Below are 19,040 nucleotides of genomic sequence, written 5' to 3'. Positions count from 1 at the left end.
TTAGGTTATGGTGTAGATAGTGAGGGCTTTTTTACAAGTGATTTTAATGAAGCAGCAGGACTGCCTAAGGATTTTAAAATTTATGCAGAGGATGCTTTAGCATTTAAAAAGGAAGAAGAGGTAAATAGGGCTGGTTATATGCTTTCTTTTTATAATGAAATAGACTTTGCAAAAAGTATAGGCAATGCTTATAAGGTATTTTCACAGCTTATACAGAACAAAGGAAGTTTTTCAAATGAAGACTTAAAAGATTTTGCATATGCTTATAGCGTAGATAAAAATTTAAATATTACAAAAAAATACAGCAAAGAAGAGTATATATCACTTTTTGACAAGAACTCAACAGACGGTGCATATCTTAGCTTTTCAACTTTAGAGATGAATCCATTAAAATTTAATGATATAAACGAAGATAGCATATTTGATAAACTTATAGCAAAATTAGATAAAAATGTATATAAAGATAGCGACGGTAAAATAAGCAAAGGAGGGCTTTTAACAGCCTTTATGAACTCAAATGCTTTTTATCTTTATGCAGAGGGTAACAGCAATATACAGGGTAAGTTTTTTGGATATGACAATAATGTAGATAAATATGCAAACACAAGCTTTATTTAAAGGCTTAACTCGTCCTGCTATGCTCTTTGGAGTTCCTATAATTCCATTATTCTTTTCTTTAGGTATTACGATTTTTATCACTATATCTACACAGCTTTTTTACCTTATTTTGTTTTACATACCCTTATATGTGCTTATGAAACAAATGACTAAGCAAGATAATTTTATATTTAGACTATATTTTTTAAAGTTAAGATTTCTTACAAATCCTTTATCAAAGAAATTTCACGGCATAAAATCCTTTCAAGCTATGTCTTATTCAAAGCATAAAAACTATATAAAAACAAATATCCCGAAACTTAGCCTTTTTGCTTTAAATAGTGAAGTAAATTTTGAAAAACTTATCCCATTTAGCTCCATCATAGGAGATGGCATAGTTCTTACAAAAGATTATTTACTTTGTTCTACTTACGAGATAGAGGGAATTTCTTTTGAGTGTGAGAGTGATGTGGATTTAGACTTTAAAAATGAAGCCTTAAATATGCTTTTTAAGTCTTTTGCTAACGAACCTATAAGCTTTTACTTTCATAATGTAAGGCACAGCATAGATGATAACTTTGTATCTAACTTTAAAAATCCTTATCTAAAAGATATAGATGAGGCTTATTATAAAGCCTTTAAAAAAGGGAGTTTGTATAAGAATTCTATGTTTTTAACTATCATTTTTTCTCCGATTACAAGATTACAAAAAAAGACTTTTGAAAGCTCTTCACTTGAAAAAAAGCAAAATGAGTTAAAAACATATTTGCAAAAATTTACAGAGTATTTATTAAGACTTGAGTCAAATTTAAAAAGCTTTAATGCAAAAAGACTTTCCACATATGAAAAAGAGGGTAATATTTATTCCAAACAGCTTGAATTTTACAATTTCTTACTAGGTGGTAAATTTAAGGCAGTTAGAGTTTTAAAAACTCCTATTTATGAGTATTTAACAGGCTCTCTTAATTCTATGTATTTTTCTTACGATATGCTTCAGCTTAATTACAGTGACGATACAAAACGCTTCGTAAGAGTGATAGAGATAAAAGACTATACTAATGCTACCTTCGCTGGTATATTAGATATACTAATGTATCTTAAGGTAGAGTATAGCATAACTCAAAGCTATCAGCCTATGGCTACTATAGATGCAAAGTCAGCTTTAAGCAAACAAAGAAAACAACTCGTTTCAACAGAAGACGATGCTATATCTCAAGTATTAGACTTAGATATAGCCCTTGATTCTTTAGCTAGTGGGGATATTTCTTTTGGGCATTATCATTTTGAGATAAATATCTATGCTGATGATGTAGATAAATGCAAAAACGATACAAATGAGGTTATAACAAAGCTTAATGAGCTTGGTTTTATGGCAAGTATTGCTAACATAGCTTTAGCTAGTGCTTATTTTTCATCTATACCTTGTAATTTTGCTATAAGACCTCGTGTGAATTTGCTTTCAAGTATTAATTATAGTTCTTTAATAGCTTTGCACAATTTTGATACAGGCAAGAGAGATAAAAACTGCTGGGGAGAAGCAGTAACTATGCTAAAAACTCCAAATCAAAGCCCATATTATCTAAATTTCCATCAAAGTAGTGGTAAAGATAAAGATGATTTTTCAAAAAATCTTTTAGCAAATACCCTTGTCTTAGGGCAAAGTGGAGGTGGTAAAACGGTATTTATGAATTTTACCTTTAATCAAATGCTTAAATACGCAGATAAAAGCACTTTTTCTAGCTCTATACCTGATGAAAAGAAAAAATTCACTGCGGTATTTCTAGATAAGGACAAAGGTTCTTTAGGCAATATCTTATGTGCTGGAGGTAGATACATAAGTATAGAAAACGGTAAGCCTACGGGCTTTAATCCCTTTATGGTAGAGGCTACACAAGAAAATATAAGGCAGTTAAAAAGCCTAGTTAAGCTTTTAGTTACTAGAAATAAAGAGGTATTAAACACCAAAGAAGAAAAAAAGTTAAGCGATGCTGTGGATTTTATAATGACTCAGTTTGAAATGAGTGAGCGTAAATTCCCCATCTCTTTACTCTTAGAAAACATAACAGAGGATATAAACGACAACAACTCCTTAAAATCAAGACTACTAGCCTTTAAAAGAGGTAAGCAATTTGGCTGGGTTTTTGACAATGAATACGATATTTTAGACTTTCCTGATGAAATACAAGTATTTGGTATAGACGGAAGTGAATTTTTAGATGATAGCGATGTAAGCTCTATACTTAGCTACTTTATTCTTTGGCGTGTAATGTCTTTAGCTGATGGAAGAAGGCTTGTTATAGATATAGATGAAGCTTGGAAGTGGCTTGAAAATGAGGTAGTAGCAAATGAGGTAAAAAATAAATTTAAAACTATAAGAAAACAAAACGGCTTCTTAAGATTAGCCACACAAAGCGTTGAGGACTTTTTAAAGCTAAGCATAGCAAAAACCTTGATAGAACAATCAGCCACAAAGATCTTTTTACCAAATCCTATAGCAAAACACGATGACTATGTAAATGGGCTAAATTTAAGTGAAGATGAGTATGAAATAATTAAGAATTTCCAACCAGCAAAAAGACAATTTTTAGTTAAAAGACAAGATGAAAAGGTGATTTGCACACTTGATTTAAGCTCTTTAGGCAAGGAAAATTTGATGATTTTATCAACAGACTCTGCTTACATAGATACCATAGAAAAAATTTTTAAAGATGAGAATAAAAGCTTAGACGAAAAGATTAAAAGCTTAAAAGATATATATAAATCAGCTTAAGGGGGCATATATAATGAATAGTGTTAATTTAATAGGTTACTTAGGTAAAGACTTTGAAGTAGCATACACAGGAGAAAATAAATGCTACGCTAGAAATTCTTTAGCCATTAGCAAAAAATTCAAAAACTCAAAAGGCAATGAAGAAACACAAACTTCTTGGATACCCATAGCCATATTTGGCAAGACAGCAGAAACTGCTTATTTACACTTTCCAAAAGGCTCTTTATTTGCTTGTAGCGGGGAGTTAGTATCAAGCACATATACAGATAAGGACGGAAATAATAGAAGTTCTTTATCTGTCATAGTTCATAAGTTTTATTGGGTAAATTCAAGCAAAGACAATAAAAACATTTCACAAAACAAAGAAAATCCTACTCAAAGCACACAAGAAGATAAAATCAACCTAGATTTTATAGATATAGAAAGTGAAAATATGCCATTTTAGGCTATTAAAAGTGATATATGTTTTATGGATAGGAGACAAAATGCAAGAAAAAAATGAAGTAGTTAAGGTTTTTGAAAATAAAAATTTTGGAACAATAAGAATTATAGGGGATTTCGAAAATCCGCTTTTTTGTCTTAGAGATATATGCAATGCTTTGGAAATTAAAAGAATAACTGACATTAAAAATATGATAAATAAGGAGTTTGAAAAAGGGGGGAGATTTTTTCTCACTCCTTTAAAAACTAGTGGAGGAATGCAAAACTTTATATTCATCAATGAAGCTGAGCTTTATTTTATATTAATGCGTATTAATAAATCCCAAGCTAAATCCTTTAGACGTTGGATAGTAAGTGAGATACTACCACAAATTCGCAAACGAGGTTTTTATTCACCGAATAAATACATAGAAGATCTTATGTCCATATTGGCAACAAAATTACCTCCTTATGACTTTTCTGTAAAAATGGACATTAATGACTGGGGAAACAAAAAGGAATTTATACTTCAGTATGAGGTAGGAAAGGCACAAGAAAAGTTAAACAAGGTAAAAAATTTAAAAGTTAATTTTATTAAAGAGTGAAAAAATGAAAAACATAAAAAAATCCCTACTAGCTTTTTCTTTACTGGTAACTTTTTCAAATTCTGCTGGTATCCCTGTGAAGCAGAATGGCTAAAAGAAGCGAGTAGATGGGCTGAAACAGTAGCTCATCATTCAAAGCAATTAGAATTTTACAAAGATGAGCTTAATAGCTTAACAGGGGTAAAAAGCTCTGTGTCCTCGCTAAATGATCTTAGACAAATTTATTCTGATTATGGTCGGTCTTACTCCAATATGAAAGATTTTAATGATAACCTTTTAAGCAATCCCGAGTCTTTCATAGACAAGCTAGGAGATTCTTATAAAAAATATACTATATTTGATAATTGTGCCTTAATACAAGACGAACAAAGAAAAAAATTCTGTATGATTGATATGCTAACTTATGCAAAACAAGAACAAGATATAAATGAAGCACAAGAACAATTTTCTCAAATAAGCAGAAATTTAAACGACCTAGAAACAAGGCTAAGACAATCAAAAGATATAAAAGAAAGCCAAGATATAGCTAATGCCATAAGTGCTGAAGGCACAAAAATTCAGCTAATTTACTCAAACATACAATTTCAAAATACTCAATATGAAAGACAAAGAAGGATTAAAGAAGAACAAAGGTTTCAACAAACTATAAAGGACTTAAACACAGACTACGATACAGCCTCATATTTTAGAAAGGCTAATTTAATCAAATAGGCTAAAAATGAATGTAACTTTTTTTCAAACCATAGGAGGCATAGTAGAAAGCATATTTACAACTATACAAAATGCCTCATTAAATGAAAAATTTATACAACTCCAAGCCGTTTTTGCTATATTAGTAACGTTAGGTATTATGTATAAAGGCTACGAAACCCTAGCAGGACGTTCTCAAGATCCTGTAAGAGAGCTTATTTGGGATATAGCTAGAAAGCTTTTCATACTTACCTTTGTTTTAAATATAAATGGTTGGTTAAGTGCTGCTATATCAGCTCTTGATGCTATATATGCTTGGGCTGGGGGAGGAACACAATTTTACTCTAGGCTTGATGGTGTTACAGGCTCTTTCTTAGATACTTTAAATAAGGTTTGGAAAAGTTATGGTGGAATAACAGGAACTATACAAGCTATTTTTATATGTTTTTTTATGATAGCCTCTTTTCTTGCAGTTATTATAACCTTTGCATTTACCATAATTTCAGCCTCTATAACAAATACTTTCTTAATCATAGCCCTACCTTTAGCTCTTTTTTGTTTTATGTATCAAAGCACTAGAAATGTCTTTGTGCAGTGGTGTAATATGTTTATATCAAATATATTTCTACTTATCTTTATGACTTGTTTCATAGACTTTTTAATCAATAATCTAAATGCCCTATACGGTAGCACACAAGAAACTAGCAATTTCTTTATACAGATTATGCAAACCATTTTAATAGGAGGAATTTTAATAGCTTGTATCTCGGTTATAAAAGAACTAGCTAAAAATCTTGCTAATGTGTCAATAGATAGTGCAGGTTCAAGTGCCTTAAATTCTATGTCTTCAAGTGTAGGTAAAGTAAGTGGTTCAGTAAGCAAAAGCACAGGTAAGGCTGGTTTAGGAGTTTTATCAGGCTCTGCTGCAAAAGCTGAAAAACTAGGTGGGCTTTCAGGTTTAGCTGGATATGGAGTCAAAAAAGGCGTAGTAAGTGGCTTTAAAAAACTTTTAGGTAATGCAAGAAATAGTGCTTAATATGATGAAAAGACTAAGAATTTAAATAAGGATATTGAAATATGATTAAAAGATATTGTTTAAATATATTTAAATATTGTTTAGATAGTGAAAAATTATTTAAAAATAAGGTTAAGATATGAGTGAAAAAAGTCTTGAAATCTTTAAACTTTGCGAAAAATTAACAGAGCTTTTGCAAGATAAAGAAGCTATTGCTGATTTAGAATTATTATTTAAAAGACACCCTGAAATGTTTAAAGATATTAAAGAAGTTAAAGAACTTATAGATAAGGTTGTTAGTGAGCCTGATATAATCATTAATAACCCAAGTCCTAGAAGTGAAAAAGACTATATAGTAGGAAAAAAACTTAACGATGAGAAAATGGGAGAGGTAGGAATTCGTAAAGATGAAAACATAAGTAAAATTTTTCATGCAAATGAAAAGAGATTAAAAAATTTGAAATCAATGGCTAAAAAAGAAGTATTAGTCGATGGTAGGGACGCCCACACCTCCTACACTCAAGCCCAAAGTCTTGACGGACGACTGGTTCAAAAGAACATTTCATCGACTAATGAAAACATTCTAACAAATTCAACTTATAAAAGTCAAGCAAAATCAAGAGAACAGAACTTTTATTTAAAAGACACCCTGAAATGTTTAAAGATATTAAAGAGGTATCAAAAATTATAGAAGAAGTTGTTAAAGAGCCTGATTTGATTATGAAAAATCCAAAGGCTAAAAATAATAATGATTACATAGTAGCAAAAAAAGAAATATCTGTGCAAGAAAAGAAAATGGCAGATATAGGTATACGCAACGACGACGGAATAAGCATAATTTTTCAAGCAAACAAGCAAAATAAGAGAAATTTTAAAAGACTATTAAATAAAGTAGCCGATGGTGGAGCCGTCCTCTCTCTCCACACTCCAAGTCAAGCTTGGATGGGCGGTAATGATAAATCATCTGGTGCAAATGCACTTTCATCGGCTAATGAAAATATTCTAACAAATTCAAAGAATGAAAGTCAAGCAAAATCAAGAGAACAAGAGCTAGATGAGTTTAGAGCTAAGCTTAAAGAAGTTAGTAAAAAAATCAAAGATAATGAAAAGACTAAGAATTTAAATAAGGATATTGAAATATGATTAAAAGATATTGTTTAGATATGTTTAAATATTTCAAGATTATTTAAAGATAATGAAAAGATAGCAAATGCGTTTATTTATAGCTGAAAAACCTGACTTAGCAAAGGCTATCGCAGAGGCTTTAAGCGGCGAGTATAATAAAAATTTAAACAAAAACTGCGGCTATATGCAAAGAGGAGATGACATTATAACTTGGGCTTTTGGACATATAATGGAGCTACTAGAGCCTCACGAATATGATGAAAAATACAAAAAATGGAGCTTTGAAAGTCTGCCTATCATCATTAAAGATTTCAAGCACAAGCCCATTAAAGACAAAGAAAAGCAGCTAAAAATCATAGTAAATTTAATAAATGATAAAAATATAAAAGAGATAATCCACTGCGGCGATGCTGATGATGAGGGACAAATTTTAATTGATGAAATTTTACTTTACTCAAAGACTACAAAGCCAATTATGCGTTGCTTGATAAATGATATTACTCCACAAGCAATAAAACAAGAAATAGCTAAAATGCGTCCAAATGCTGAATTTAAAGCTATGAGTGAGAGAGGTTTTGCTAGAAGCTTTGCTGATTGGATAGTGGGACTTAATCTAACAAGAGCTTACACCATAGCAAATAGAGAAAAAACTAATACAAATGAGCTAATATCAGTAGGTAGGGTGCAAACTCCTATTTTAGGACTTATAGTGCAAAGAGACTTCGAAAACGATACACATAAAAGCATTACTTACTACACCATAAATGCTATCTTTAATATAAAAGATATAAACATAAATACCACGCTAAAAACAGAGGAAAAAATACTTGATATAAATTTGGCAAATAAGATTAAAAAATATTGTGAGGATAAGAAAGCAAGGCTTTATCTAAGCTCACAAAATAAAAAAGAATACCCGCCTCTGCCTTATAATCTCTTAATCTTACAAAGCGAAGCAAGTAAGATCTTTGGCTTTTCGGCTAAAAAAACACTAGAGATAACACAAAGCTTAAGAGAAAAACACAAAGCTATTTCTTACAACCGCTCTGATTGTCAGTATATACCTGAAAATATCTACAAGGAAGCAGACAAGATAATAGATAGCTTAAAAGAAAATTTCAAAGAGGATATAGGACAAGAAAATGCAAATTTAAGCATAAAATCAAAGGCTTTTGACGATAGTAAATTAAGTGCACATTATGCAATCATACCCACAAACACAAGACTAAATTTAACAAATCTTAGCCAAGAGGAAAAAGATATTTACACTCTAATTTGTAAAAGATTTTTAATGCAGTTTTACGAGCCAAGAGAATACACAAGCCATTCTTTAAAATTCAAAATAGATGAGTATGAATTTCTTACAAATGTAAATAAAACAACAAAGGCAGGTTTTAGTAAATTTTTTAGCAAGGTTGATACAGATGGGGAAAAAGAAGCTGATTTTGATATATCTAAACTTAATGATAATGACTTAGCAAATATAGAGCAAATAAACATAAAAGAATTACAAACAAAACCTAAACCAAGATATACAATGAGTAGCTTACTAAAGGACTTAAATTCAGTTGCTAAATATGTTAAAGATGAAAGGATTAAAAAGCTGCTACTTGAAAAAGACAAGGATAAAAAAGGAGAAAGCGGAGGCATAGGCACACCAGCTACAAGAAGCGAGATGATAGAAAAGCTTGTAAAGCAATCTTACATAGAGATTAGCAGCAAACAAAACATAAAATCAACACAAAAAGGAAAAGAGCTTATAAAAGCTGTAGGCTCTTTATTAGCAAATCCTGATATGACTGCATTATGGTTTGAGTATCAAAAAGCAATAGAGCTAGGAAAGGCTACTAAGGAGGATTTTTTAAATAGTGTTTATAAAACGGTTAGCACAGAGATAGAAAAAATCAAAAAACAAGGCTTTGCACTAAGTGAAACAGCGAAAATAAAATGTTTAAACTGCGATGGATTTTTAATAAAAAGAAAAGGAATAAAGGGCTTTTTCTTTGGATGTTCTAGGTATAAAGAGGGTTGTAACTTTATGTGTTTAGCAGATAAAAAAGGTAATCCTATACTAAAGGATTTAAACAAATAACACTCTTTTAAAAAATGATTAAGATAAATGATATATACTATCATTTACTAAGCAAAAGGGGTGTTTCAAAATTGCTTAGGAGGAAAAAATGGCAAAATCAAAAGATGATGATTTGCTATTATTTGTAGTAGATGAGTTTGGAGACTTGCAGCCGAATTTGGAAATAACACAAGGCAAGAAAGAAAGGATAGAAAATGACACCGGACTTAGCATACCTAGAGAAGAACCTAAACACAATAACTTACAGGATACTAATGCAGTGGTATATAGACAAGAAAGTGGAGCCTTACGAGCTGAAAATAATAGAACGTTGGATTTATCACTATCCAAAGACCTTAGCAATCTTAGATCCTTCAGATCTTCTTTGTTTAGTTCAACCACAAGCGAAGATGGAACAAAAGATACTAAAGAGCAAGATAGCCAAAGAACAACTAGCACAAGGAATTACAGCAATGGAGATACTGCAGGAAGCACAGATAGATCCTTTGCACTATCTAGTAGTGGAACCACCCCTATACACTCCTCAGTTCGACAAATCAATCAGAGAGGAGATGCAAGAGGAGGATTGGTTAGAGAAAGAGGATATAGCTATGGAAATACAGTATCAAGTAGAACAAACGATTTCACAGATGATAGACAAAGTAGCACAGGAAGTGGAAGAGATACACTACAACAAGTCAGTAGAAAAGATAGACAAGATATTGGACTTAGTTTATTTGAAGAAAGAAGACTTGGACAAGAAGTTAATCAAAAACACAGAGAACATAACGAGCTTAAAAGTCTTGAAAGAACAGATACAAGAATACGAGAACGAAATGATGGAGATAGTAGGGGAGATAAGGTAGATTTTATCTTAGGTGAACCACTCCTACTTAAAGAAGTAGGAGCTTCCTAACTAAAGCCAAGCAATCTCAGCTAATAAGAAAGGCTTTTTGTTTATAGTCTAATAGGCTAATTCCTAACCCAAACGACTTTAATCCACGCTCTAAGATATTATTAGCCGCATTTATATCTCTGTGTATTTCATTAACAGGAGAAAATGCCTTACAATACACAAGAAAAGAATACCTAGAAGCCTTAAGAGAAGATAATAAAGAATAATAGAGGAAATAGAAAAAACAAGCAAAAATAAAAGCTATAAAAGCACTTTCACTCCAAAATCAAGCAAAATTTTACAAGACTTAAATAAAAGTAAAGACAATATGCAAGAGCTTGAAAAGTAATCACAAGAAAAAAATATGTAAAGCCTCTACCCTGCAAAGAGGCTTTAAAAAAATTGTAATGTTTAAGTTTAGACTAAGCAGGGCAATAATAAAATTCGAACTAAGATTTTAAAATTTTAGTCTTGTTTTAGCTTTTTAAGGCTAAAACTAAGACGATTAAAACTATTACAAAGGCAATAAGTTCTATCATCTTTGACCTCCTAAAGAGCTTAAAGCCTCTAGTAGTCCTTAAACATCAATAAAATATATTTATTTTTACTTGTGATAATGCTTAAAATAAAGGGCTACCCAGCTAAGCCCTTAAGGTATTTGATGTTTTTAAGCTCAAACTAAGCTGGGTATTTATAAAATTCTCTAAGCTTTATAAATTAGTTTCTGATTTTAGTTTTTTACAACTAAAATCAGGACGATTAATAAAATGATTAAAACATTTATTTTAATGTTTTCATTTAATTAATTTTTATCATTGTCTAGCTTGATAAGAATCTCTTACAAATTAACGCATACACTCTTTTGCCCATAATACTTGCATAAAAAGCATTTTTAGATTCTCAAATGAAAGTATAAAAGATGAGAGCTGCTCTCAAGCCAAGGATATTTTATAAAAATTCTAACAATAACTAATTTCATTGTCTCGTTAATAATGTTTGATTTTGTCTTGACATTCTATAAAAAACTTGCTTTTTTTGTTTTGGTTATTATTTAATTTTCCATGATTTTATCCTTTTCAATTTTTAGCTCTTTTTGAATTTTAGTATTCTAGTTTTTCCTTAGATATTGCATCTATTGAAAATATAAATAAGCCCACTGAATGAACAGGCTTTATATGACCTTAGAATCTATCTTAACGCCACTTTGTCTTATGGTGATCTATCTTTACTCTAATTTATAAAAATGGTATAATGTTAGATGTTGTCAATATAAGGAACTAATTATGGCAGAGATGAAAACCGATCGAAAAAGCGTTTTAGAATATCTTTCAAAAAATAAATTTTTAATTCCCATGTATCAAAGAACATATGTATGGAGTGAGGATGAATGCGAACAGTTATATGATGATATATACTCCTTTTTTATAAATAAAGAAGAGGAAAATGAAGATTACTTTTTGGGCTCTGTCGTAGTTTTTAAAGAAAATAACAAACAAAACATCATTGATGGACAACAAAGGACAACTACTTTAAGTCTTTTTATTAGGGCTTTATATGAAAAAGCTCTTAGCCAAAAATCAAATAATATTCCTTTCTTACTCAATCACCTTTCATCTTGTCTTTGGGATATTAATCAACTAAATGGCGATATAGACTATTCTAAGCCACACTTAAAAAGCGATGTGGCAATAGATTCTGATAATGAACTTTTAGAAAAAATCCTTAGCGATTCTTATGAATACGATAAGGAAAAAATCGATGATATTATTAAAAAATCTAAATCTAATTATGAAAAAAATTATCTCTTTTTTGTAAAGAAAATAGATGAATTGGCTAAAGAACAACCAACAAGTTGGTTTGATTTTTGTTTATGTCTTTTGCGTGATTGCATAGTGCTTCCTATTGAGTGCGATGGACAAGAAAATGCTTTAAGAATTTTTAATACCTTAAATAATAGAGGTGTGTCTTTAAGCGTATCAGATATTTTTAAGGGACTTATCTATCAAAGCAAAGAAAATAAAGAGCAAAGAGATATATTTGCAAAAGAATGGAAAAACCTCGAAACGCAAATAGCAAATTCCCCTTATCTTAAAAATGAAAATATGGGGTTTTTATTCACGCAATACGAACACATAATAAGAGCTCTACACAATGAGGTAGATACAGTGATACCAAGCCCACTAGAGTTTTTTACTAAAAAAGATAAAGCAAATTCTAAAAGCAAAAAAGTTAATTTTGGTGCAAATGATGATATGCTAGTAAAAGATGAAACCTTAGATAATATAAAAGAACTAGCAAATTTTTGGTCTAATCCAAAAGAGTATATGAGCTATGAGGCACAAAAATATTTTGATATTTTAAGCATTTTTCAAAATAGATTATGGCAAATGGTTCTTAGTATGTGTTTTTATGAGTATAAGCCAGAGAAAAATCCTATTGATAGCAATATTTTTGATGAGGTTTTACCGCAAATACTCAGCTACTGCGCCATAGGTCTTATCTATGGAAAAGGCGGTAATGCTGGGCTTTTTTGGGGTTTTATGAAAGCAAATATAAACATAAAAAACAAAAAAGATAAAATTTTTGAGTCTTCATTAAATATCCCAAATCTTGCTATGCCAAAACTTGAGTATTTTCTTGATTTTTCAACAAAGGCTTTACCCAAACAGATTCGTTTTATTTTGAGCATTTATGTTTTGATTTATGATAATAAGCAGGAATGGGAATGGAATCATAATAAGAAAAATCAAAGTGTAATAAAAGGAGAAATTGAGCATATATTCCCACAAAAGTGGCAAAACACAAATTACAATGATTGGAATAAAGAAGATGCAAAGAAATATTTAGAACAAATCGGCAATAAAATACTCATTGAGAAAAAGATTAATATAGAAGCAGGTAATGGCTACTTTGGTAAAAAGAAAGAAAAGTATAAAGATTCTAAATTTTTAGAGGCTAAAGAATTAGCAAACTATCCAAAAGATGATTGGCTAAAAGAGGATATAGAAAAGCGAAATGAGGAGATATACGAAAGATTGAAAGAATTTTTTGCTAAAAATCTCTAAATAGATTTTACAAGACATTCAAAAGCCAAGATATTTGAAATAATCAAGGATAAAACAATCAAAAATAGACTAAAGGCTAAGTGCTATTACCTTTAATCTCATCACGCTATGCTTTTTTAGGCAAGATATATTACATGTGCTATACACCGAAAAGATGCTAGAAAGCTATGCCATGTAATTTCACATAAGTATAGCCCTCTTGTAAAACACAAAATAGGCTCTCACTTAAATGATAATAAACAAAAGATTTTTTTGTATGCGTAGCTAATTCTTTGTAGATTATCCAAAAAATGATGCAAATTTTTTACTACTTCCCTTGACTTAGACTAGCTCTCATCTTTTATAATTTTATTTTTATCTCATTTTGAGAGAAAAATTAGCTATTTATAAAGGATAAATCATGCAAACAATCACTTTGCATAAGGGCGTAAAAATGCCGATACTTGGCTTTGGGACATTCCAAATAGAGCCAAAAGATACGCAGCGATGTGTTGAACAAGCTTTAGAGGTAGGATACCGCCATATCGATACTGCCGCAGCATATAATAATGAAAAAGAAGTAGGTTTGGCAATAAAAGCAAGTGGCATAAAGCGAGAGGAACTATTTATCACTACAAAGTTGATAAGTGATATGAGCGAGGAGGGAGCAAAGAGAGGCTTTGAAAAGTCTTTAAATAACCTTGATTTAGAGTATATTGATTTATATCTTTTGCATATGCCTTATGGCGATGTGTATGGGGCGTGGCGGAGCTTAGGTAGATTCTATAATGAAGGTAGGATAAAAGCACTTGGAGTAAGTAACTTTATGCCTGATAGAATCACAGATTTTTGTCTGCATAATGCCATAAAGCCAAGCATAAACCAAATAGAACTTCACCCATTTTATCAAAAGCACCATACCCAAAAACTCAATGCAGATTTGGGCGTGCAAGTAGCTTCTTGGGCGAGTTTCGCTGAAGGGCAAAATGGGATTTTTAGCAATGCAATCCTTAAAAACATTGGGGCAAAATATGGTAAAACTCCTGCACAAGTGATTTTGCGGTGGCTTATCGAGAGAAAAATCCCAGCAATCCCAAAGACTACACATAAAGAGCGAATGCGTGAAAATTTTAATGTCTTTGACTTTAAGTTAGATACTGATGATATGTCAGATTGCGGGGCTTGATGAGAGAAAGAGCTTCTTTTTTAATCCACAAGATTCTAAGCATACACAGTGGATTATAGATGGTAAGAAAATCATCAATGGCGAGGCAGTATAGTAAGAAAAGCTTTTTAACCACGCAGAGCCAGAGATTGTGAAATTTATAAAGGAGAATACGTGCAAACAACATCTTTTGATACTGAATCTATCAAGACTAATCATGGACTTTTGATAGGAATTTTAAGCTTTGGGGTTTTTGCCATTCTTAGCACCGAATTAGGGGCTATGGGACTTATCCCGATTTTACAAACTTATTTTAGCATATCTGCTGCCGATGCGGGCTGGGTGGTGAGTATCTTTGCCCTTATGATAACCCTTTGTGCTCCTATTGTACCACTACTTTGTGCAGGATTTAATCAAAAAAATCTTATGCTTTTTTGTCTTGCGGTATTTAGCATAGCGTCATTTTTAGCTATATTTGTTACTAGCTTTTGGCAACTTTTAGTGTTACGCGGTATAATGGGAATTTTTCATCCTATTTACACCGCTCTTGCCCTTGCTATCGCTGCAAAATCCGCTCTAAATCCCAAAGACGCACCTAAAGAAGTAGCTAAAGTCTTTGCTGGTGTTTCAGCAGGTATGGTTTTGGGTGTGCCTATGGGAAGCTTTCTTGGTGGGAATTTCTCTTATCAAGCTTCACAAGCTTTCTTTTGTTTGCTAACAAGTTTATGCTTTATCTTAACATTTTTCTTTGTGAAAAACACAGGTAAGGGAGAAAAACCACATTTACAAGAGCAAGTTAGCATTTTAAAAAGTCCTTTGCTTTGGTTAAGCATAGTAGCAGTCATCATTATACAAGCGGCAATCTTTGGTTTTTATGGATATTTGTCTGACTTTTTGCATAAGGTAACAGAGCTAAATTTCACTTATATATCCATAATACTAGCTATTTATGGTGGTACAAACATCATAGGAAACATACTTGCTGGTAAAGCTTTAAGCGAGAATTCTAACAAAAGCCTACTGCTTAGCATAACAGTTCTTTCTTTACTCTATGTGGCTATCTTTGTAGAGGCACAAAATGCTTTGCTTTTAAGTGTGCTTATTTTCATACTTGGAATTTTAGCTGGACTTATGAATAATGCTGTGCATTTCATCATCACACACCCTTTCCCTAAACAAGCTGAATTCGCAAATGGCATCTTTTTATCCGTAGCAAACATAGGACTTAGTCTTGGGGCTATCATTTGTGGCTATGTCGCTGATATGATAAATCTGAAAATGATAGCTCTAAGTGCGTGTGTGCTACTTGTGCTAGGCTTTGTTACAGTAGCTTTAAGAAGCAAAATAAAAATTTAAAGGTAAAAAACAGCGATGATAGTTGGTGCGGGTAAATGGCTTGGCAAGGCGATAGCTAAAGAATTTTATTAAGATATATGAGGATAGAGGCGAAATAGAATAAAATATAAGAACTAAAAAAAGATAAAAGGGGATTAGTTTTATTTTTTGTTTTGCATATCGTAATTATGCTTTTTATTTTTGTAATTTTTTTAGCAAATCGCTAAGTTTCACGCTTGCAAGATACTCTTCTAGCACCCTTTGAGCCTTTATAAAATGAGAATCTAAAAGGCTATGGATATTTTTACCCAAAGGACAGAGCAAATTGGGATTAGTATGAAATCTAAAAAGCGTATAGCCTGTTTTCTCTTGGGTATAAACGCTTTCTTTGTGTATGCCCTCTTTAGATTTCGCCTCGCTTTTTAGAAAATCTTTATTTTTAGGCGTAGATTCTACCGCATAAAAAATATCTAAAAGGCTTATATCTTTAGCATTTTTAGCTAACTTTGCTCCCTTACTCCCGCGAAAGATAGATACAAGCCCCGCATTTTTTAGGAGAGCTAGGATATTACGCACTATGACACTATTGACACCCACAGATTCGGCTAAAGCCTCGCCAGTTACTTTTTTGCAGTGTTTTTTATCTCTGTGTTTATTAAATTCAGAATCTTGGTTAAAAAACTCCACACACAGACATATATGAATGGCTATGCTAAACCTTGAGGGAATCTGCATTGATTTTCCTTAATAATAATTATAAGATTATAACAAAATTCTTAATATTACATTTGAAGCAGGATAAAAATTCTTAAGTCTTGTAAGTAAATTTAATGTATAATTGCGAGAAATCGAATATGCTATAACGTCACGGAGTTGAGAGAGAAATAATATAATAAAGGAAGGCTACATTATGGAAGCAAAGGCAACAAAACTCTTAAAACTTATAGGACAGTCTGAGGATCTTCAATTTGTAATCCCTGTGTATCAAAGAATGTATAGCTGGGATATAAGACATTGTAAGCAGTTGTGGGAAGATATTTTAAAGGTGGGAGAAAGCAAGAGATATGCCCATTTTATAGGTTCAATTGTTTATGTTGCTGATGGCGTGTATGGGACAAACAATAGTTTGCTTGTGATTGATGGCCAACAAAGACTGACAACCATCACCTTGCTCTTGATAGCATTAAGAGATTGTTTGGAGAATAGGGAGATTTTAGAAAAGTTTTCTTACAAAAAAATACATAATCGTTATCTTATTAATAGCGATGAAGTAGGAGAAAAACAATATAGACTTGTATTATCAGAAAACGATAAAGACACACTTATTGCCCTTGTGGATAAAGATAAAATACCCCCAAAGGAAGCTTCAATAAAAATACAAGAAAATTTTCATTTTTTCCAACAAGAGCTTCAAAAACTGCAAGATGACGACAGAAAACTAGAAGTTGTATGTAGGGGCATAGAAAAACTTATGATTGTCTGTGTGTCTTTAGAGAGAGATAAAGATAATCCGCAACTTATTTTTGAATCTATGAATTCAACGGGCAAAGATTTATCACAAGCAGATTTAATTCGCAATTACATTTTAATGGGCTTGGAGCCAAAATTACAAACAAGGCTTTATGAAAAATATTGGTATGCTATGGAGCAGGATTTTGGACAAGAAAACTATGAAAGAATGTTTAATGCTTTTGTGAGGCATTATCTCACTATTAAAACTGGAGACATTCCCAATATTAATAAAGTGTATGAATCCTTTAAAGAATATCATCAAGATAACAATATAGAAATAGAAATATTATTGCAAGATATGAAAAAATATTGTGAATATTTTTGTGCTATAGCTTTAAAGAAAGAGCAAGATTGTGAACTTAAAAATGTCTTTTGTAATTTATTGGAATTACAAAATGATACAACATATCCTTTGCTTCTAACACTTTATGAGGATTATGCTACCGATAAGCTTTCTAAAGATAATTTCAAAGAAATTGTATCTCTTATAGAAAGCTATATCTTTAGACGTGCGATATGTGAGATTCCTACAAATTCTTTAAACAAAACCTTTGCTTCTTTTGCAAAATTTATTGATAAAAATGCTTATCTCCAAAGCGTGAAAGCACACTTTTTGCTTTTGAAGTCTTACACAAGATTCCCAAGCAATGAAGAATTAAAAATGCTTTAGAAGACAAGAATATCTATCATTTTAGCAAAAAAAGTTATTTGCTTACAAGATTAGAAAACTATAAACGCAAAGAAAAAATCTCAACCAATGAATACACCATAGAACATATAATGCCGCAAAATCCTAATCTCTCAAAAGAATGGCAAAGGGATTTAGGAGAAAACTATAAAGAAATTCAAGAAAAATATCTGCATACACTGGGTAATTTAACGCTTACAGGCTATAACTCGGAATACAAAGATAAGCCTTTCAAAGAAAAAAGAGATATGCAAGGAGGTTTTAAGCAAAGTCCGCTTAAGCTAAATGATGGGCTTAGAGATTTGCAGACATGGAATCAAGAAACAATAGAAAAAAGAGCAGAGGATTTAGCCAATAAGGCTTTAGAAATCTGGGCTATGCCGACACTAGAACAAGCACTACTAGATTCTTATAAACAAGAGATGCAAAATAAAAGCAAAAAGGAATATAGTCTAGAAAATTATAACTTTAGCCAAACAACAAAAGAAATTTTCAAAGCATTACATAAAGATATTGTAGCTCTTGATGAAAACATTACACAATCTTATACAAAACTATATATTGCTTATAAGTTAGAAACAAATATTGTAGATATTGTTCCACAAAAGAGTAAGCTAAAGCTCTATCTTAATATCCCATTTAATGAGTTAATAGATGAAAAAAGAATGGCTAGAAATGTTGCTAATATCGGCTCGTGGGGCAATGGTGATGTGGAGGTAAGCATAGAATCAGCACAAGATATTGCTTATTGCTTGGGGCTTATAAGACAGGCGTTAGAAAGACAGCTGTGAGAAATAAGTCAGAATATATAATGAATATTTGTAATATTAAATATGAGATATAATATTAACTAGGAAATTTCCATATAATTTTATTAAATGAAGTATTATAAACCCTAGCATATTAAAAAATAACGGTTAGAATTATTATAAATGTGATTTTTCCTTAATAACCTGCACAAAAAGCTCGTAAAAGCATTTATTTACATTTAAAAATAAGCACAAAAAATACAAACGCAGCCACAAGCAAGGCAATATTTAACACTATATAGCCTCCACTTGCTAAAATACCTCCTACACTTAAAGAGGTGATGAAATTTGCTAGAAAA

15 protein-coding genes and 2 pseudogenes are annotated in these 19,040 nt (G+C 31.4%); 15 read left to right on the top strand and 2 right to left on the bottom strand.

The features are described 5' to 3' along the window. From Q0J35_RS08465 to Q0J35_RS08420, 10 genes and pseudogenes are all read left to right on the top strand, one after another. Positions 1 to 618: Cj0814 family flagellar-dependent secreted protein (locus Q0J35_RS08465; protein ID WP_363315723.1), on the top strand; the 618-nt coding region annotated here is incomplete at its 5' end. After that, positions 596 to 3,367 carry a VirB4 family type IV secretion/conjugal transfer ATPase gene (locus Q0J35_RS08460; RefSeq protein ID WP_297195455.1) on the top strand — a complete coding sequence of 924 codons (2,772 nt, stop codon included), beginning with the start codon at positions 596 to 598 and terminating at the stop codon, positions 3,365 to 3,367. The genes Q0J35_RS08465 and Q0J35_RS08460, both read left to right, overlap by 23 nt. 13 nt (positions 3,368 to 3,380) lie before the next feature. Next, complete coding sequence (locus Q0J35_RS08455) at positions 3,381 to 3,812, top strand: single-stranded DNA-binding protein (protein WP_297195453.1); 432 nt, start codon at positions 3,381 to 3,383, stop codon at positions 3,810 to 3,812. Positions 3,813 to 3,852: 40 nt separating this feature from the next. Next, positions 3,853 to 4,392: a BRO family protein gene (locus tag Q0J35_RS08450; RefSeq protein WP_297195451.1), complete on the top strand. Its 540-nt coding sequence runs from the start codon at positions 3,853 to 3,855 to the stop codon at positions 4,390 to 4,392. 150 nt (positions 4,393 to 4,542) lie between these two features. Beyond that, positions 4,543 to 5,103 (top strand): annotated as a pseudogene (locus tag Q0J35_RS08445) (type IV secretion system protein); the annotation flags it as partial. 7 nt (positions 5,104 to 5,110) lie between these two features. After that, a complete protein-coding gene (locus Q0J35_RS08440) occupies positions 5,111 to 6,118 on the top strand; it encodes a type IV secretion system protein (protein WP_297195449.1) in 1,008 nt (335 codons plus the stop codon). A 118-nt stretch (positions 6,119 to 6,236) separates the two neighbouring features. Beyond that, positions 6,237 to 6,788: a hypothetical protein gene (locus tag Q0J35_RS08435; RefSeq protein WP_297195447.1), complete on the top strand. Its 552-nt coding sequence runs from the start codon at positions 6,237 to 6,239 to the stop codon at positions 6,786 to 6,788. Further along, complete coding sequence (locus tag Q0J35_RS08430) at positions 6,752 to 7,240, top strand: hypothetical protein (protein ID WP_297195445.1); 489 nt, start codon at positions 6,752 to 6,754, stop codon at positions 7,238 to 7,240. The genes Q0J35_RS08435 and Q0J35_RS08430 overlap by 37 nt, the downstream gene beginning before the upstream one ends. 67 nt (positions 7,241 to 7,307) lie before the next feature. Further along, on the top strand, positions 7,308 to 9,314 hold the full coding sequence (locus tag Q0J35_RS08425; RefSeq protein ID WP_297195441.1) for a DNA topoisomerase 3: 2,007 nt from the start codon (positions 7,308 to 7,310) through the stop codon (positions 9,312 to 9,314). Between the two features lie 88 nt (positions 9,315 to 9,402). Then, the gene (locus Q0J35_RS08420) at positions 9,403 to 10,209 is read left to right on the top strand and encodes a hypothetical protein (RefSeq protein ID WP_297195439.1); all 807 of its coding nucleotides are present in this window, start codon (positions 9,403 to 9,405) and stop codon (positions 10,207 to 10,209) included. A 16-nt stretch (positions 10,210 to 10,225) separates the two neighbouring features. On the opposite strand, the pseudogene Q0J35_RS08415 reads toward Q0J35_RS08420, so the two are convergent. Further along, positions 10,226 to 10,342, bottom strand: a pseudogene (locus Q0J35_RS08415) (RNA-guided endonuclease TnpB family protein); the annotation flags it as partial. A 1,129-nt stretch (positions 10,343 to 11,471) separates the two neighbouring features. On the opposite strand from Q0J35_RS08415, the gene Q0J35_RS08410 reads away from it, so the two are divergent. From Q0J35_RS08410 to Q0J35_RS08400, 3 genes are all read left to right on the top strand, one after another. Then, complete coding sequence (locus Q0J35_RS08410; protein WP_297195436.1) at positions 11,472 to 13,253, top strand: DUF262 domain-containing HNH endonuclease family protein; 1,782 nt, start codon at positions 11,472 to 11,474, stop codon at positions 13,251 to 13,253. Positions 13,254 to 13,653: 400 nt separating this feature from the next. After that, entirely contained in the window at positions 13,654 to 14,418 is a 765-nt protein-coding gene (locus tag Q0J35_RS08405) for an aldo/keto reductase (RefSeq protein WP_297195434.1), read from the top strand. A 153-nt stretch (positions 14,419 to 14,571) separates the two neighbouring features. Next, the gene (locus Q0J35_RS08400) at positions 14,572 to 15,753 is read left to right on the top strand and encodes an MFS transporter (protein WP_297195432.1); all 1,182 of its coding nucleotides are present in this window, start codon (positions 14,572 to 14,574) and stop codon (positions 15,751 to 15,753) included. Between the two features lie 174 nt (positions 15,754 to 15,927). On the opposite strand, the gene Q0J35_RS08395 is transcribed toward Q0J35_RS08400, so the two are convergent. Continuing rightward, the gene (locus tag Q0J35_RS08395) at positions 15,928 to 16,467 is read right to left on the bottom strand and encodes an Rrf2 family transcriptional regulator (RefSeq protein ID WP_297195430.1); all 540 of its coding nucleotides are present in this window, start codon (positions 16,465 to 16,467) and stop codon (positions 15,928 to 15,930) included. A gap of 175 nt (positions 16,468 to 16,642) precedes the next feature. Between Q0J35_RS08395 and Q0J35_RS09020 the strand changes: the two genes are divergently transcribed. Both Q0J35_RS09020 and Q0J35_RS09015 read left to right on the top strand, forming a co-directional pair. Then, positions 16,643 to 17,914: a DUF262 domain-containing protein gene (locus Q0J35_RS09020; RefSeq protein ID WP_363315722.1), complete on the top strand. Its 1,272-nt coding sequence runs from the start codon at positions 16,643 to 16,645 to the stop codon at positions 17,912 to 17,914. Positions 17,915 to 17,952: 38 nt separating this feature from the next. After that, positions 17,953 to 18,723 (top strand): DUF1524 domain-containing protein, encoded by a 771-nt coding sequence (locus Q0J35_RS09015; RefSeq protein WP_363315721.1) that lies wholly within the window; start codon positions 17,953 to 17,955, stop codon positions 18,721 to 18,723. Positions 18,724 to 19,040: the final 317 nt, after the last annotated feature.

This window comes from uncultured Campylobacter sp. (assembly GCF_944323605.1).
GTDB lineage: Bacteria > Campylobacterota > Campylobacteria > Campylobacterales > Campylobacteraceae > Campylobacter_D.
The sequence above is the reverse complement of the archived record's forward strand: the minus strand, read 5'-3'. Positions and strand labels throughout refer to the sequence as shown.

Coding starts and splice junctions, on each gene's coding strand:
- Q0J35_RS08460 (WP_297195455.1), top strand. CDS start 596: ATGCAAACACAAGCTTTATTTAAAGGCTTAACTCGTCCTGCTATGCTC.
- Q0J35_RS08455 (WP_297195453.1), top strand. CDS start 3,381: ATGAATAGTGTTAATTTAATAGGTTACTTAGGTAAAGACTTTGAAGTA.
- Q0J35_RS08450 (WP_297195451.1), top strand. CDS start 3,853: ATGCAAGAAAAAAATGAAGTAGTTAAGGTTTTTGAAAATAAAAATTTT.
- Q0J35_RS08440 (WP_297195449.1), top strand. CDS start 5,111: ATGAATGTAACTTTTTTTCAAACCATAGGAGGCATAGTAGAAAGCATA.
- Q0J35_RS08435 (WP_297195447.1), top strand. CDS start 6,237: ATGAGTGAAAAAAGTCTTGAAATCTTTAAACTTTGCGAAAAATTAACA.
- Q0J35_RS08430 (WP_297195445.1), top strand. CDS start 6,752: ATGTTTAAAGATATTAAAGAGGTATCAAAAATTATAGAAGAAGTTGTT.
- Q0J35_RS08425 (WP_297195441.1), top strand. CDS start 7,308: ATGCGTTTATTTATAGCTGAAAAACCTGACTTAGCAAAGGCTATCGCA.
- Q0J35_RS08420 (WP_297195439.1), top strand. CDS start 9,403: ATGGCAAAATCAAAAGATGATGATTTGCTATTATTTGTAGTAGATGAG.
- Q0J35_RS08410 (WP_297195436.1), top strand. CDS start 11,472: ATGGCAGAGATGAAAACCGATCGAAAAAGCGTTTTAGAATATCTTTCA.
- Q0J35_RS08405 (WP_297195434.1), top strand. CDS start 13,654: ATGCAAACAATCACTTTGCATAAGGGCGTAAAAATGCCGATACTTGGC.
- Q0J35_RS08395 (WP_297195430.1), bottom strand. CDS start 16,467: ATGCAGATTCCCTCAAGGTTTAGCATAGCCATTCATATATGTCTGTGT.
- Q0J35_RS09020 (WP_363315722.1), top strand. CDS start 16,643: ATGGAAGCAAAGGCAACAAAACTCTTAAAACTTATAGGACAGTCTGAG.